14 protein-coding genes, 1 rRNA gene and 1 pseudogene are annotated in these 16,316 nt (G+C 46.8%); 11 read left to right on the top strand and 5 right to left on the bottom strand.

What is annotated here, in order from left to right; genetic code table 11:
• Positions 1 to 11 precede the first annotated feature (11 nt).
• The gene (locus tag SB24_RS05565; protein WP_039252286.1) at positions 12 to 2,597 is read left to right on the top strand and encodes a YfhO family protein; all 2,586 of its coding nucleotides are present in this window, start codon (positions 12 to 14) and stop codon (positions 2,595 to 2,597) included.
• Here the strand turns inward: SB24_RS05565 and SB24_RS05560 are convergent.
• Positions 2,594 to 3,577, bottom strand: a complete 984-nt coding sequence (locus tag SB24_RS05560) for a metal-dependent hydrolase (protein WP_031378907.1) — start codon at positions 3,575 to 3,577, stop codon at positions 2,594 to 2,596. The two genes, SB24_RS05565 and SB24_RS05560, sit on opposite strands and share 4 nt — an antisense overlap.
• 225 nt (positions 3,578 to 3,802) lie before the next feature.
• Between SB24_RS05560 and mutY the strand changes: the two genes are divergently transcribed.
• Positions 3,803 to 4,900, top strand: a complete 1,098-nt coding sequence (mutY, locus tag SB24_RS05555; RefSeq protein WP_012117124.1) for an A/G-specific adenine glycosylase — start codon at positions 3,803 to 3,805, stop codon at positions 4,898 to 4,900.
• Between the two features lie 6 nt (positions 4,901 to 4,906).
• On the opposite strand, the gene SB24_RS05550 is transcribed toward mutY, so the two are convergent.
• Complete coding sequence (locus tag SB24_RS05550; protein ID WP_007408563.1) at positions 4,907 to 5,131, bottom strand: hypothetical protein; 225 nt, start codon at positions 5,129 to 5,131, stop codon at positions 4,907 to 4,909.
• 81 nt (positions 5,132 to 5,212) lie between these two features.
• On the opposite strand from SB24_RS05550, the gene fabL reads away from it, so the two are divergent.
• From fabL to SB24_RS05525, 5 genes and pseudogenes are all read left to right on the top strand, one after another.
• Complete coding sequence (gene fabL / locus SB24_RS05545) at positions 5,213 to 5,965, top strand: enoyl-[acyl-carrier-protein] reductase FabL (protein WP_003155478.1); 753 nt, start codon at positions 5,213 to 5,215, stop codon at positions 5,963 to 5,965.
• 84 nt (positions 5,966 to 6,049) lie between these two features.
• Positions 6,050 to 6,202 (top strand): annotated as a pseudogene (locus SB24_RS05540) (gamma-type small acid-soluble spore protein); the annotation flags it as partial.
• Between the two features lie 160 nt (positions 6,203 to 6,362).
• The gene (locus SB24_RS05535; RefSeq protein WP_003155476.1) at positions 6,363 to 6,629 is read left to right on the top strand and encodes a YgaB family protein; all 267 of its coding nucleotides are present in this window, start codon (positions 6,363 to 6,365) and stop codon (positions 6,627 to 6,629) included.
• Positions 6,630 to 6,764: 135 nt separating this feature from the next.
• Positions 6,765 to 7,295, top strand: a complete 531-nt coding sequence (gene ntdP, locus SB24_RS05530; RefSeq protein WP_003155475.1) for a nucleoside tri-diphosphate phosphatase — start codon at positions 6,765 to 6,767, stop codon at positions 7,293 to 7,295.
• 82 nt (positions 7,296 to 7,377) lie between these two features.
• A complete protein-coding gene (locus SB24_RS05525; protein WP_015417069.1) occupies positions 7,378 to 9,120 on the top strand; it encodes an ABC transporter ATP-binding protein in 1,743 nt (580 codons plus the stop codon).
• A 79-nt stretch (positions 9,121 to 9,199) separates the two neighbouring features.
• Here SB24_RS05525 and SB24_RS05520 read toward each other — a convergent pair whose 3' ends face one another.
• The gene (locus tag SB24_RS05520) at positions 9,200 to 10,267 is read right to left on the bottom strand and encodes an aromatic acid exporter family protein (protein WP_039252280.1); all 1,068 of its coding nucleotides are present in this window, start codon (positions 10,265 to 10,267) and stop codon (positions 9,200 to 9,202) included.
• Positions 10,268 to 10,476: 209 nt separating this feature from the next.
• On the bottom strand, positions 10,477 to 11,766 hold the full coding sequence (locus SB24_RS05515; protein WP_039252279.1) for a glutamate-1-semialdehyde 2,1-aminomutase: 1,290 nt from the start codon (positions 11,764 to 11,766) through the stop codon (positions 10,477 to 10,479).
• 157 nt (positions 11,767 to 11,923) lie between these two features.
• Between SB24_RS05515 and bcp the strand changes: the two genes are divergently transcribed.
• A complete protein-coding gene (gene bcp / locus SB24_RS05510) occupies positions 11,924 to 12,397 on the top strand; it encodes a thioredoxin-dependent thiol peroxidase (RefSeq protein WP_039252278.1) in 474 nt (157 codons plus the stop codon).
• A gap of 124 nt (positions 12,398 to 12,521) precedes the next feature.
• Positions 12,522 to 12,959 carry a peroxide-responsive transcriptional repressor PerR gene (perR, locus tag SB24_RS05505; protein WP_003155465.1) on the top strand — a complete coding sequence of 146 codons (438 nt, stop codon included), beginning with the start codon at positions 12,522 to 12,524 and terminating at the stop codon, positions 12,957 to 12,959.
• Between the two features lie 34 nt (positions 12,960 to 12,993).
• On the opposite strand, the gene SB24_RS05500 is transcribed toward perR, so the two are convergent.
• Positions 12,994 to 13,347, bottom strand: a complete 354-nt coding sequence (locus SB24_RS05500) for a YgzB family protein (RefSeq protein ID WP_039252273.1) — start codon at positions 13,345 to 13,347, stop codon at positions 12,994 to 12,996.
• Between the two features lie 202 nt (positions 13,348 to 13,549).
• Between SB24_RS05500 and SB24_RS05495 the strand changes: the two genes are divergently transcribed.
• The gene (locus tag SB24_RS05495; protein WP_039252270.1) at positions 13,550 to 14,434 is read left to right on the top strand and encodes a nucleotidyltransferase-like protein; all 885 of its coding nucleotides are present in this window, start codon (positions 13,550 to 13,552) and stop codon (positions 14,432 to 14,434) included.
• 228 nt (positions 14,435 to 14,662) lie between these two features.
• Positions 14,663 to 16,212, top strand: a 16S ribosomal RNA gene (locus tag SB24_RS05490).
• Positions 16,213 to 16,316: the final 104 nt, after the last annotated feature.

Below are 16,316 nucleotides of genomic sequence, written 5' to 3'. Positions count from 1 at the left end.
GGGGACGTTGTATGAAAAAAAATAAATGGATCTTGCCGGCAGCCTGTGTGCTGGCTGCGGCAGCCGCTCATATTTTTTTCTTAAAAGAGTGGTCGGCAGGCCGCTATATGACGGGGTCTGGAGACGGGATCGCCCAAATGGCGGTCTTCAAAAAGCTGCTGTTTGATCAATATATGAACGGCAGGCTGTTTTACAGCTATTCGTTCGGACTGGGCGGGGGAGTGTACAGTCAGCTCGGCTATTATTTCTCTACTTCTTTTCTATTCCTGTTTATCTCCGCCGCTGTCCGCTTTTTGCAGCTTATTCAGCTGACGGGTGAGGCTGATGCGCTGTTTTGGGCGCAGGCCTCCGTTTTTATCAGCATCGCCAAGCAGAGTTTCATCATATTCACGGCGGCGTGTGTGTTCCGCTATTTCGTCAAACGGACGGTGCCTGCTTTTGCCGGCGCCGTGTTGTACGGGGTCTCGATTATTTACTTCCGGCATGAGGTATATTGGGACTTTTTCACTGACAGTATGGTGTGGCTGCCGTTGCTTGTGTTGGGCGCGGAAAAAATCATCCGGGAAAAAAAGCCGGCGTGGTTTATCTTCGCCTGTGCGCTGACATTGATCAACAACTTTTATTTTGCGTATATTAATCTGATTTTCATCGGCGTTTATATCTTATTCAGGTGGGTGATCCCCCTTGAAGGCAATGAGGCGAAAAGGCTCACTCAATGCAGGATATTTATTCTGCCGGGCCTTCTCGGGTTCGGCATAAGCGCAGTTTCCTTTATTCCTGTCGTGTACGGATACCTTCATAATCTGCGGCCGCCGTATTCAGAGCATATTGCATGGCTTGATTTTTCCGACAACATTTTATTTTCTAGCCGGATTATCATCCTGCCGGCGGCTTTTTTGCTTTTTCTATTTACATTTACTTTATACAAAAACCGCTTGTTCCGGCTGTTTGCGGGAATCAGTCTGCTGTATATTCTGTTTCACTTCAGTCCGTTTGCGGCAAGTGCCTTTAACGGTTTTTCAGCTCCGCAGAACAGGTTTGAATACGTCCTGTGCTTCACGATTGCCGGAACGGTTTCAGCCGGGCTTTCTAAGCTTTCAGACATCAGCATGAAGAGTATGCTGATGTCCGCCGTACTCGTCGTTCTGCTCTATTGGAGCCAGGTGAGGCGGTACAGTCTGGATATTTCTGATCACGCCAACCTGCCCGTCATCCTTCTTCTGGTGCTGAGCATAGCCGCTTTCTTTGCAGCAAAGACAAGACTGAAAGGCGCGGTGCCCGCCGTCTATGCCGTCATTTTGCTTACGGCTGTGCTTACGGCTAATACATATGAAAAATATGCTTTATCAGAAGGCGGGAAGATTTATACGGTATCGCATACCTTTATGACGGGTGCTGACTATAAAGGCAAAGAGCAATCAGAGCTCATTCAGCGTCTGAAAGAAAAAGACCCTGATCCGTTTGCCCGTTTAGATTGGATGAACGGTGTTTTCAATAACACCCCGATCATATACGGATTCAACGGATTCAGCGTATACTCAAGCATACTGAACCGCAATCTGCTGTCCTTTTACTGGAACGACCTCCAGATTGACATGGGCAGAGAAAGCGTCAGCCGCTATGCGACATTAGGAAACAGGGCTAATTTATACAGCCTGCTTTACGGAAAATATTATATGACGGAAAAAACAAACGAGGCCGGCGTGCCGTACGGGTTCAAAAAAATCATGGAATCAACCCATTATGCGGTTTATCAAAATCAATATATGCTTCCGTTCGTCCGGACAGCCGATCGCGTATATAACGAGGGCGGCCTGAAAAAAGCGCCCGCCCTTGCCAGGGAACGGGCAATGCTTGACGGGATCGTCACGGAATCAAGCACAACCAACACGAAAAAAGCGCCTGAGGCGAAAAATATGATCCGCCATGCAGAGGTAGCGGCCGAACATGGCGATTATCATAACGGCATCCTGACGGTAAACGAAGACGGCGGCGGCCTGATCATTACGCCGCAAGCCGCTAAGATGGACGGCGGCGATTATTACGTCAGCTTTTATTTGAAGAATAAAGCGAAGGACCAGGGCTTTACATTAAAAGTGAACGATTACACGACAACGAGAAAATCGAATCAATCCATTTACAAAACAGGTGTCAACGATCTTACTGTCAGAGTGCCGAAAACAAAAAACATCCAAATCCGTCTGCCGAAAGGATCGTATCAGCTTGACAGACTGGCGCTTTATGAAGAACGGTACGATACGCTGAAAAGCGCATACCGAAAAGCGGAAAAAGAACCGCGGGCCGATCTCAGCTGGCGCGGAAATACGCTTCATATCTCGTATGATAACAAAACCCGCGCGCCGTATATCATGCTTCCGATTCCTTATGAAAAAGGCTGGGAGCTGAAGATAAACGGCAGAAAAGAGCAGATTGAAAAAGCGGATTATTCCTTTATCGGATTTAAAGCGCAAAAAGGAAAAAACGATATTCAATTAACGTATTTCCCGCCGTTTTTTAAACCCGCGGCCGCTCTATCGGTGATCAGCCTCGTGTTTGCGGCTATATATGTGAGAAGACAAAAGAAGCCCGGCTCTTAAACAGAGCCGAGCTTTAATTTTTTCTGCAATTTTTCCTCGCTGAAAATCCAGCCCGTGTAAGAAGAGAGAAACTCTAAATCATGACTGAGGTGGACGATGGCGACAAAAGGATAGTGGCCTTTGCTCCGGTAGCGCAAATCAATAAAACGCACCTCATAATGATCTTTAAAGGTATCGACCTCCCACCTGTAAACGGGGGAAAATGAAAGAAAGGCTGCAATATTTTCGTCCTGTTTCGCGGCCTTCATCACATCGGTTTCCGGAACGGGCACGCGGTTGAATGTATCCAATATCACGACATGGCCGTCAAGGCTTCTGCCGACATAAAAGGCATGCGCCGTCGTCACGGCGATACGCCACTGCCTGAATTTCATCGTCGGCGAAATAATAATGGTTTCAATCTCCTCTTCAATCATTTCGCGCAGCCTTCGCTTTATCCGCAGCTGCATCAAAAACCGGACGGCGTAATATCCTGCGAGGATGATATAAAGCATCAGAAATGTCACGCCCGGATGACCTCCGATATACCACACGGCAATCGCGGCCAAATGGCTGACGAAAATAAACGGATCAAAGGTATTGATTAAACCGAGAGCGATCCATTTTCGCGAAAACGGGCGGATGGCCTGCGTGCCGTATGCGTTAAAAATGTCAACAAACACATGCAAAACGACAGCGAGAAGCGTCCACAGCCACAGGTGCAAAAAGTTCGCTTCCGGATAAAACATAAACAAAATACCCGGAATCAGAACGGACCAAAATAAAACGGCGGGAATGGAGTGCGTGAACCCTCTATGATTTCGAATATAAACGGCATTATTTTTCAGCTTCAATATGGTATCAATATCAGGTGCCTGAGAGCCGGCAAGAGCGGCGATCATAACTGCCTGAGACATGGGGGTGTGCATGCCGACGGCAGGATCAAGAGTTGCGATTCCGCCAAGCGCGATACCCATGACAACGTGAGTGCCAGTATCCATTGTTGACCTCCTAGCAGGCGTTAACAATCAGTTGCCCGCATATTTCGCATTATAAGATATTCCCCATTTTCTGTTTGCCCAATCATGGCGTTTATCCGCCGTTCTCATATGTTTCCGCTTTTTCTTTATCACTATTTAATGTAACATATTATCGTAACGTGCCCTAAGTTTACACCAAAATACGGTGTCAAGAAAAGCGGAACCCGAAACATCTGAGGAGAAGATATGAACGCACTTGAAGAAAAAATGAAACAAAAAGATATAGACAAATTTCGCGAGGACTTAATTACATGGTTCGAAAGAGAACAGAGAATTCTGCCGTGGAGAGAAAATCAGGACCCGTATCGGGTGTGGGTGTCAGAGGTGATGCTGCAGCAGACGCGCGTAGAAACCGTTATCCCTTATTTCCGGCGGTTTGTTGAGCAATTTCCGACCGTTTCGGCGCTCGCTGAAGCCGATGAGGAAAAAGTGCTCAAAGCCTGGGAAGGGCTGGGTTATTACTCCCGTGTAAGAAATCTGCAAAGTGCCGTAAAAGAAGTGCATGAGCGGTACGGGGGAGTCGTCCCTGCCGAGGAAAAGGAATTTGGCGGACTGAAAGGCGTCGGCCCTTATACAAAAGGCGCCGTGCTCAGCATCGCATACAACAAACCGATTCCCGCCGTAGACGGCAATGTGATGCGTGTCATGTCGAGAATTCTTTCCATATGGGACGATATCGCAAAACCTAAAACCAGAACCATTTTCGAACAGGCGGTATCCGCTTTCATTTCTCATGAAAAACCATCTGAATTCAATCAGGGTTTAATGGAGCTCGGCGCGATCATCTGCACCCCGAAATCGCCGTCCTGCCTGCTTTGCCCCGTACAAAAGCACTGTTCGGCATTTGCGGAAGGGACAGAGCGGGAGCTGCCCGTTAAAAGCAAAAAGAAAAAGCCCGGAATAAAAACAATGGCAGCCGTTGTGCTGACAGACGATCAAGGCGATGTCTATATTCATAAACGGCCGCCAAAAGGCTTGCTCGCCAACTTGTGGGAGTTTCCGAATACCGAAACTCAGAAAGGAATCAAAACCGAAAGAGAGCAGCTTGAAGCCTATTTAGAAAAAGAGATGGGAACAACCGCTGAAATCGGGGAGCTGGAAGGCATCGTAGAACATGTTTTCACCCATCTCGTCTGGAATATTTCGGTCTTTTTCGGTAAAGTAAAACAAGTGTCGGATACAACGGAATTTATACGGGTCACAAAAGAGGAGCTCGAGGAATACGCATTTCCCGTTTCCCATCAAAAGATATGGAAAATGGCGGAAGAAAGCGGCCGCCTGTAAAAAGCGTCAGTCATAGCTGACGCGAGTGCCGTGGCCATAATCCGCTTCATTCCGTTTCAGTCCGCCGCGGGCTTCGATTTCCTGAATCAGTTCCCGGTATTTGGACTGGCCTTCTTCGTTTAAATACGGCATAATTTGCTGGAAGGCATGATGGAAATAGGCGAGCTCTGAATCTCTCCAATCTTTTTTGGGCATCATGGCCAATTCGCCCATATCACGTCCGACATACATATAAAAGACCCCTTTCAACACATATTGCTTTTATTGTTTGTTGAATGAAAAGAACTATACACAGCAAGGAGCTGAGGAAAAATGGAACAAAATAAATGCGCACTGATCACGGGAAGCAGCCGCGGCGTCGGGAAAGCAGCCGCCATCAGACTCGCGGAAAAAGGATACAACATCGTCATCAATTACGCCCGCAGTAAAAAAGCGGCATTAGAAACCGCCGAAGAAATTGAAAAACTCGGCGTTAAAACGCTCGTCATTAAAGCCAATGTCGGCCAGCCGGCAAAAATCAAAGACATGTTCCGCCAGATTGACGAAACATTCGGCAGACTGGACGTGTTCGTCAATAATGCGGCTTCAGGCGTGCTGAGACCGGTCATGGAACTGGAAGAAACACACTGGGACTGGACGATGAATATCAATGCGAAAGCATTGCTTTTCTGCGCCCAGGAAGCAGCAAAGATGATGGAGAAAAACGGAGGCGGCCACATCGTCAGCATCAGCTCGCTCGGCAGCATCCGCTATCTTGAAAACTATACGACGGTCGGTGTCTCAAAAGCCGCTTTAGAATCGTTAACCCGTTATCTGGCGGTTGAGCTGTCTCCGAAAAATATCATCGTAAACGCGGTGTCAGGCGGAGCGATTGATACGGACGCGCTGAAGCATTTCCCTAACAGAGATGAACTGCTGGAAGATGCCCGCCAAAATACGCCGGCCGGCAGAATGGTCGAAATTAAAGATATGATCGATACGGTGGAGTTTTTAGTTTCTTCAAAAGCGGACATGATCCGCGGCCAGACCATCATTATTGACGGCGGACGTTCTCTGCTTGTATAAGTTTTAAAAAAAGATGAATAGCCTTATCATCTCCTGCGCATTCTAAAGTGCGTGGAGGTGATAACAATGGCAAACTCAAAATACAGCAAAACAGACGTTCAGCAGGTGAAAAAACAAAACCAGCAATCAGCTTCCGGTCAGGGTCAATACGGCACTGAATTCGGCAGTGAAACTGATGCGCAGCAGGTTAGAAAGCAAAACCAATCTGCTGAACAAAACAAACAGCAAAACAGCTAATCACTGAAACGAAAAAGCACTTCATCTTCGGATGGAAGTGCTTTTTTCTGTTGCCAAAACGACAAAACTTGTGATTCCTCTACAGAATGAGTCAAAGGGTTTTCCGGCGTAAAATCGAAATGGTAAGGAGTATCAACCTAAAAGCCTAAGGAGGAACCCGATGTCAGAGTTTGAAAAGCTTGTAAGTGAACAGATGAAAATCATGGATCAGCTTCTCGAGCTGCAGTCAGAACTTGACCGCTGCCGGCAGGTGGAAGCGGAACTCATCAGTCTGGAAAGAGATGCAAAGCTGGACAATGTACAGGACGAAATTGCGACAAAGCGAAAAGACCTGGCCGGCATACAGGAGTTATTCCAAAGGCAGACAGAGCAAGTCATCCAGTCTTATCGCAGCACGGAAAAGCCGTCTTCCTATGTGCAGAAATGAATGTGCCATTCCGGAAGCGGAGTGGTTCTTTTATTTTCATTTTTTAATTCGTAACGTTATAATAGTGAAAAGACTTGTCGGAAAGCAATTGCGGCTGCATTGACTGCAGGGCTTTACAGAAAGTAGGGGAGAAATATGGGATATCCCAAGGAAGGAGAAACCATTCAAATTCACAGCTATAAGCATAACGGGCTGCTTCATCGAATTTGGAATGAAACGACGATTTTAAAAAGTACGGAATTGTGTATCATCGGAGCCAACGACCGGACAATGGTGACGGAATCCGACGGACGGACGTGGGTGACGAGAGAACCGGCGATCTGCTACTTTCATGCCCGTCAGTGGTTTAACGTCATCGGAATGCTGAGAGATGACGGAGTACACTATTATTGCAACATCAGCTCGCCGTTCGCTTATGACGGAGAGGCCATCAAATATATTGATTACGATTTGGATGTCAAGGTGTTTCCGGATATGACGTATAACATTCTTGACGAGGATGAATACGATGACCACCGCAAATCAATGAATTACCCTAAAGAGATCGACAGCATTCTGAAGGAGTATCTGAATACGCTGCTGCACTGGATTCATCAGCGGAAAGGACCGTTTGCTCCGGAATTTGTTGATATGTGGTATGAACGGTATCTGCGCTATACAAAATAAAGAATACAATAAAAAACCTGTTGGGGTGTCAACAGGTTTTTCACATGGGCTCACACGCCTTAAAGAGAGAGGGGGATAAAGTGTGGGCGTAATCAGACGCTATATGCAATTTGTAAAACCTTATAAAAAACAAATTTTTATCACAGTGTTAATCGGCATCATAAAATTCTCCATCCCGCTGGCTCTCCCGCTGCTGTTAAAATACGTGGTCGATGACATTATTCAAGGGAGCGGAACGGCAAGCGCTAAAACATCATCGCTATTCACGATAATGGGCATCATGTTTGTGCTGTTTTTAATTCTGCGTCCCCCGGTAGAGTACTATCGGCAATACTTCGCGCAATGGACGGGCAGCCGGGTGCTCTATGATATCAGGGGAGTATTGTTTGATCATATTCAAAAATTGAGCCTGAGGTTTTATGCCAACACGAGAACGGGCGAAGTCATTTCCCGGGTGATAAATGATGTCGAACAGACAAAAGACTTTGTCATAACCGGACTGATGAATATCTGGCTTGATATGATGACGGTGCTGATCGTCATCTGCATTATGTTTACACTCGATGTCAAGCTGACATTGATATCTGTCATTTTGTTTCCGTTATACGGAATTTCAGTGAAATACTTTTACGGCCGTCTCCGAAAACTGACACGTGAGCGTTCTCAGGCACTCGCCCAAGTTCAGGGACATTTGCACGAACGAGTTCAGGGGATGCCCGTCATCAGAAGTTTTGCCATTGAAGATTATGAACAAGCCAATTTTGATGAAAAAAACGGACATTTTCTGGACAGAGCGATCCGTCATACGAATTGGAACGCAAAAACGTTTGCAGTCGTGAATACCATTACGGATTTGGCGCCGCTGCTCGTTATCGCGTTTGCGGGTTATTTTGTCATAAACGGTCCGCTGACGGTAGGGACGATGGTTGCGTTCGTCGGCTATATTGACAGAATGTACAATCCGGTCAGAAGATTGATCAACTCATCGACGACCCTGACCCAGTCGATCGCTTCAATGGACCGCATATTTGAATTTATCGACGAGCCGTATGAACTGACTGATAAACCGAATGCAGTAAAAGCTGACGGCGTTAAGGGCGAAGTTGAATTCCGAAATGTCTCGTTCCGTTATGAGGAAGGAAAAGAAACGATTTTGCAGGACGTTTCCTTAAAGGTGACAAAAGGGGAAACCGTCGCGCTCGTCGGGATGAGCGGCGGCGGTAAATCGACGCTTGTCAGCCTCATACCGCGTTTTTATGATGTATCCGGCGGCAGCCTGCTGATTGACGGCACAGATATTCGCGATTATGAAGCGAGAAGCCTCCGCAATCAAGTCGGAATGGTGCTTCAGGATACGTTTCTGTTCAGTGAGACGATTCGTGAAAATATCGCCATCGGTAAACCGGGAGCGTCTCTGGATGAGGTGGTTGCGGCTGCGAAAGCGGCAAATGCCCATGAATTTATTATGAATTTCCCCGAAGGCTATGAAACCAAAGTCGGCGAACGGGGCGTCAAATTGTCAGGCGGGCAGAAACAGCGGATTTCCATCGCGCGTGTATTCTTAAAAAATCCGCCGCTGTTAATCTTGGATGAAGCGACATCGGCTCTTGATCTGGAAAGTGAACACTACATTCAGGAAGCGATGGAAAAGCTTGCGAAAAACAGGACGACATTTATCGTCGCCCACAGGCTGTCCACGATTACGCACGCGGATAAAATTGTCGTCATGGAAAACGGCGCCGTCGTCGAAACCGGCACGCACGAGGAATTAATGGCCCAAGGCGGCCAGTACAGACACTTATTTACGATTCAGAATTTGAACTGATACAAAAACGTATGCCGTCCGAATGGGCGGCATACGTTTTTTTGAATGCAAAAAAACCCGGTTTTACGGAAGCACCGGGTTACTCATCATCGTCTGTTTCTAATTCGCTGTCTTTCGGGTGGTATGTCTGAAAACTCGTAATTAATGTATCGAGATGCTCCAGCTGCTCGCGGTATTCCGCAACCGCAGCCATAATGCTGAGCATATTGTAATCAAGCAGTTCATCCTCGCAGTTCTGCTGATTTTTCAAGAAAGACTTCGTCAAAAGCTGTTTATATCTTATGCTTTCTTCAGCGTCGTCATCATGCGGTTTGATCTTGCCGACCGTCCGCATCAGAATCCTTTCGTGCCAATGAAGCAGATAATCAATTTCTTCTGTCAGCGTCTCCTGAAATTCCTCCGGCATATGATAAATCTCGTTTTCATAGCGGTGCAGCTTTTTCAGCGTATCAAGCGCCCGATTCGCCGTAATAATCGCCTGTCTGAACAATACAAGCTTGCGCGACTTTACATACGTCGTTTTCTTAAAGTAGCTTCTCTCCTCTTTATAAAGAAGGTACGTATGATCAAGCTTCATCATCTTTTCCTTCAGCTTCTCAATATCCTCTTTCAATATCGAGTGTTCCGTGGACTGACGCATCGTCAGCCTGATCCATTTCATGATCTCATCGGTATATTCAACCGTATGATGAGTCAGCTTCGTTTCGTATTTCGGCGGAAGAAACACAAGGTTCACAATAAAAGAAGACAGCACGCCTAAAATAACGGTGCTTGTTCGTATCAGAGCGAACGTCAGGAAGCTGTTTCCCGGTGTTTCTAAAATTGCGATAACCGTCACGAGCGCAATCGAAATGGTGTGTTCAATTTTCAGTTTTAACATGATCGTGATGACAATCACTGCGGTCAATCCGATCATAATCGGACTCGGTCCGAAAATCAGTCCGAATGCCGTAGCGATGACAGCGCCGATGATATTTGCCTGAACCTGATCAATAATGATAAGAAAAGACCTGTAAATAGAGGGCTGTATGGCAAATATAGCTGCAATCCCGGCAAAGATCGGCGACGGAAGTCCGATCCATGATGCTAAGTAGAGCGCGAGCGTAATCGCAATCCCTGTTTTTAAAATGCGGGCACCAAGTTTCATTGGTTTGTGCGTGCATTCCTTTCTCTAATAAATTATGTGCCGAACGAACGGCTGACACTTACATTTCCCTGTTGGCTGATTTGCTAAACAATAAAGTAATATACAGGGATCATACCAATTATTCAAGGTCTTTTTTTGAAAAAACCATTATCTCACAAATCGGACAAAAAGAAAAAGCGGAAGCCCCGGGCTCCCGCTTGTTTCAGCAGTTATTTTTTCATATGTCTGAACGCATCTTCAACGGCTTGTAAAGTGGCGTCGATATCCTCTTCAGTATGTGCGGTTGTGATAAACCAAGCTTCATACTTCGATGGAGCGAGATTGATGCCGCGCTCAAGCATCAGCTTGAAGAACTTGGCGAATGCTTCTCCGTCCGTATTTTCCGCCTGCTCGTAATTGACGATCTTTTCATCAGTGAAGTAAACCGTGAGCGCGCCTTTTAAACGGTTGACGGTGATGGTAATGCCATGTGTCTCCGCATGGGCGAGAATGCCTTGCTCAAGTCTGGCGCCGAGCTCATCAAGCCGCTCATAAACGCCTTCTTCCTTCAGCACTTCCAGGCAGGCGATGCCTGATAGGATAGATGCCGGGTTTCCGGCCATCGTGCCGGCTTGATATGCCGGACCGAGCGGAGCAACCTGCTCCATGATCTCTTTTTTGCCTCCGTAAGCGCCGATCGGCAAGCCGCCCCCGATAATTTTACCGAGCGCCGTTAAATCAGGCTTCACTTGAAGAAGATCCTGCGCGCCTCCGTACATAAAACGGAACGCCGTGATCACTTCATCATAAATGACGAGCGCGCCCGCTTTATGGGTCAATTCATTTACCTGTTCTAAAAATCCTTCTTCAGGTTCAACGATGCCGAAGTTGCCGACGATCGGCTCGACGAGAACCGCTGCAATTTCTGAACCCCATTTATCCATCGCGGCTTTGTAGCTTTCAATATCATTGAAAGGAACGGTAATCACCTCATTGGCGATGCTTTTCGGCACGCCGGCGGAATCAGGGGTGCCGAGCGTAGACGGGCCGGAACCCGCAGCGACAAGTACGAGGTCAGAATGGCCGTGATAGCAGCCGGCGAATTTAATGATTTTTGTCCGGCCTGTATAAGCGCGTGCAACCCGGATCGTTGTCATCACCGCTTCAGTGCCTGAGTTTACGAATCGTACTTTATCAAGTGAAGGAATGGCCTCCTTCAGCATTTTGGCGAAAGTGACCTCATGTTTGGTCGGCGTCCCGTACAGCACGCCGTTTTCAGCAGCTGTTTTAATCGCTTCAGTAATATGCGGATGGGCATGTCCGGTAATAATCGGGCCGTAAGCCGCTAAAAAATCGATATACTGATTCCCGTCTATATCCCAGAAATAAGCGCCGTTCGCTTTTTCCATCGCAACGGGTGAACCGCCGCCTACCGCTTTATAGGATCTGGACGGGCTGTTCACGCCTCCGACGATATGCTCTAACGCTTCCTTATGAAGTTCAACTGATTTTGTATACAAAAAATGACCCTCCTAATATCTCCTTACATCATGTTCTATTGTAGCATGCTTCATTGCGAGCACAACGGTTCATGCTTCCAGAAAAGAGCGGGGGGATAACGGTTGTAATCTTAACGTGAATTGGATACGCTTAATAAAAAACCCGGAGGTATAAGAAATGAGTATTGAAATCGGACAAACAGCACCGGATATGAAATTAGTGAATGACAGCGGGGAAGAAGTAGCATTGACGGATTTTAAAGGGAAGTACGTCGTTCTCTATTTTTATCCGAAAGACATGACACCCGGATGCACGACGGAAGCATGTGATTTCCGTGATCAGCACGAAAGTTTCGCGGGACTTGATGCGGTTATTATCGGAGTAAGCCCTGACAGCCGTGATAAACATGAAAAATTTAAGCAAAAACACGATCTTCCTTTCCAGCTCCTCGTTGATGATGAGCACAAATTGGCGGAAGCTTTTGATGTGTGGAAGCTGAAAAAGAATTTTGGGAAAGAATATATGGGTATCGAGCGATCCACTTTTTTGTTAGATAAAGAAGGCCGTCTTGTGAAGGAGTGGAGAAAGGTAAAAGTGAAAGATCACGTTGCCGAGGCGCTTCGAGAATTGGAACAAATTGCGTCTAATTAATGGACAAATGCTGAACTCACGGGGTTTTCTTCAGATTACATTTGACAGGAGACCGGAAAAAGATGTACACTAATTATAAACATTATAAAGTAAGAATCTTTTTTAGAAGAGAGGTGCATGACGGATGGCTGCACATGAATTAAAAGAAGCCTTAGACACGTTGAAGGATACGGGAGTCCGGATTACTCCTCAACGTCATGCCATTCTGGAATATCTCGTGGATTCTATGGCACATCCGACAGCGGACGATATATATAAAGCCTTGGAAGGGAAATTCCCTAATATGAGTGTTGCGACAGTGTATAACAATTTGCGTGTATTCCGGGAAGCTGGGCTTGTAAAGGAACTGACGTACGGAGATGCGTCCAGCAGATTTGACTTTGTCACCTCTGACCATTATCACGCCATTTGTGAAAGCTGCGGAAAAATCGTAGACTTCCATTATCCCGGGCTTGACGAAGTGGAACAGCTTGCGGCTCACGTCACGGGGTTTAAGGTAAGCCACCACCGTTTGGAGATTTACGGCGTCTGCCAAGAATGTTCCAAAAAAGAAAACCACTAAACGAAGCTGACCGCTTTGATACGGTCAGCTTCGTTTATTTTGCACTGTTTTTTCTGTTATAAGACTCATCGAACGCTTTGCCTTCCAATCCTTTATCCAATGTAAGCGGCTCTCTGCAATGCATGCACATATCCACTCTGCCCAGAATCTTCGTTTCTTTCTCGCAAGCGGGGCACATCACCCGGACCGCTTTTGTGGACAGCATGCCGATCCAAAAATAAACGGCGGTGCTGAGCCCGATCGACAGCAGGCCGAGAATCATAAACAAGCTGGCAAGCAAAACAGACTGCTTAAAGAACAGCCCGATGTACATAATGATAAACCCAACGAAAACCAAACTTAACGCAAACGTTCTGATCTTATTAATTTTGCTTGAGTATTTCGCCATGTCCATCCCCCTCCCGTTTAACTATAGCACAAAACAGATGGCATATTCTTCATGTTTTCGTAAGAAAAGGGAAGAATAAATATGGCACCTGAAAGGAAATTTGTTATAATAGTGCAATGTGTTTAGAAAAAAGGACTTTCATGTTTTATCATAGAAATGTAGAAACAATAGCTAGTGAAACAATCGCATTGGAGGAATCGTAATGGACAATCTTCTCCGTCCAATTTACCAAGAAAGAGCAAGTCATCCCGATACGCTGGCCGTCCTTATGATTGAGAGAAGGAGTAAAGCATCATCCATCACGGATAACTTTGATGCGGTCATGCTTGTCATTGTCAAACAGGCTGATGAACCTCTTTTTATAAAGCATTATGAATTCGAACAAAAAACCGCTTCTTTACATATTGTAACGGAGGCTCTGCTTCAGGAATGGATTCTGCTTGGGACCAATAGAAGAGTCATAGATTGGATCATCAACGGCAAAGTACTGTTTGACCGCAATGAATATATATCTGAACTCAATGACCGGCTCAGCACTTTTCCTTTCGCCGAGCGGAAATTAAAGATCGGAATGGAATACGGCAAGCTGATCAGAAGATTTGTAGAAGGAAAAGCGTTTTTTGAAGCTGATCATTTTCTGGATGCATATTATGCGGTAGTGCATGCTCTTCACCACTTGGCCCGCATAGAAGTGATTGACCGGGGATTTTATCCCGAAACGACAGTCTGGAACCAGGTCCGTCACATTGAGCCGCAGGTATATAAGCTATATTCCGAACTTGTCGAGAGTCACGAAAGTTTGGAGAAAAGGCTCGAATTATTATTCTTAGCAAATGATTTTCTCATCCATTCAAAAGCTGAAATCGGTTCTGCCCACCTTTTTCAAGTGATGAAAGAAAAAGAAATGTGGCAGTTTGGAGAATTGCTTCAGCACCCTGAACTGGTGCACTTCACCCAAGATCTTGGTGTTATGCTTGATTACCTGACGGAAAAAGGCTTTGTTGAAGTATCTCAAATAGAGACCAAAGGGCAGGAAGTATATCATCGAGGATATTCTTTCAAAAAAAGTGTTGACGCTGAATCATAGGCATGGTATATTATTAAACGTCGCTGATGCGCTTCAACAAAAAGCTCACAGCGGCGGAGAAATAAAAACAAAAAACATTTGACAGCAAATCGCTGAAATGTTATACTGAAAAAGTCGCCTCAAGATGAGGTTGAGATGATCTTTGAAAACTAAACAAGACAAAACGTACCTGTTAATTCAAAGTTTTAAATAAATCGCACAGTGATGTGCGTAGTCAGTCAAACTACTTTATCGGAGAGTTTGATCCTGGCTCAGGACGAACGCTGGCGGCGTGCCTAATACATGCAAGTCGAGCGGACAGATGGGAGCTTGCTCCCTGATGTTAGCGGCGGACGGGTGAGTAACACGTGGGTAACCTGCCTGTAAGACTGGGATAACTCCGGGAAACCGGGGCTAATACCGGATGGTTGTTTGAACCGCATGGTTCAGACATAAAAGGTGGCTTCGGCTACCACTTACAGATGGACCCGCGGCGCATTAGCTAGTTGGTGAGGTAACGGCTCACCAAGGCGACGATGCGTAGCCGACCTGAGAGGGTGATCGGCCACACTGGGACTGAGACACGGCCCAGACTCCTACGGGAGGCAGCAGTAGGGAATCTTCCGCAATGGACGAAAGTCTGACGGAGCAACGCCGCGTGAGTGATGAAGGTTTTCGGATCGTAAAGCTCTGTTGTTAGGGAAGAACAAGTGCCGTTCAAATAGGGCGGCACCTTGACGGTACCTAACCAGAAAGCCACGGCTAACTACGTGCCAGCAGCCGCGGTAATACGTAGGTGGCAAGCGTTGTCCGGAATTATTGGGCGTAAAGGGCTCGCAGGCGGTTTCTTAAGTCTGATGTGAAAGCCCCCGGCTCAACCGGGGAGGGTCATTGGAAACTGGGGAACTTGAGTGCAGAAGAGGAGAGTGGAATTCCACGTGTAGCGGTGAAATGCGTAGAGATGTGGAGGAACACCAGTGGCGAAGGCGACTCTCTGGTCTGTAACTGACGCTGAGGAGCGAAAGCGTGGGGAGCGAACAGGATTAGATACCCTGGTAGTCCACGCCGTAAACGATGAGTGCTAAGTGTTAGGGGGTTTCCGCCCCTTAGTGCTGCAGCTAACGCATTAAGCACTCCGCCTGGGGAGTACGGTCGCAAGACTGAAACTCAAAGGAATTGACGGGGGCCCGCACAAGCGGTGGAGCATGTGGTTTAATTCGAAGCAACGCGAAGAACCTTACCAGGTCTTGACATCCTCTGACAATCCTAGAGATAGGACGTCCCCTTCGGGGGCAGAGTGACAGGTGGTGCATGGTTGTCGTCAGCTCGTGTCGTGAGATGTTGGGTTAAGTCCCGCAACGAGCGCAACCCTTGATCTTAGTTGCCAGCATTCAGTTGGGCACTCTAAGGTGACTGCCGGTGACAAACCGGAGGAAGGTGGGGATGACGTCAAATCATCATGCCCCTTATGACCTGGGCTACACACGTGCTACAATGGACAGAACAAAGGGCAGCGAAACCGCGAGGTTAAGCCAATCCCACAAATCTGTTCTCAGTTCGGATCGCAGTCTGCAACTCGACTGCGTGAAGCTGGAATCGCTAGTAATCGCGGATCAGCATGCCGCGGTGAATACGTTCCCGGGCCTTGTACACACCGCCCGTCACACCACGAGAGTTTGTAACACCCGAAGTCGGTGAGGTAACCTTTATGGAGCCAGCCGCCGAAGGTGGGACAGATGATTGGGGTGAAGTCGTAACAAGGTAGCCGTATCGGAAGGTGCGGCTGGATCACCTCCTTTCTAAGGATTTTAACGGAATATAAGACCTTGGGTCTTATAAACAGAACGTTCCCTGTCTTGTTTAGTTTTGAAGGATCATTCGATTCTTCGAGATGTTGTTCTTT

It is taken from the genome of Bacillus sp. Pc3 (assembly GCF_000815145.1).
Classification (GTDB): Bacteria; Bacillota; Bacilli; order Bacillales; family Bacillaceae; genus Bacillus; species Bacillus velezensis.
Note: the sequence above shows the minus strand (reverse complement) of the source record. Positions and strands in the feature narration are given on the sequence as shown.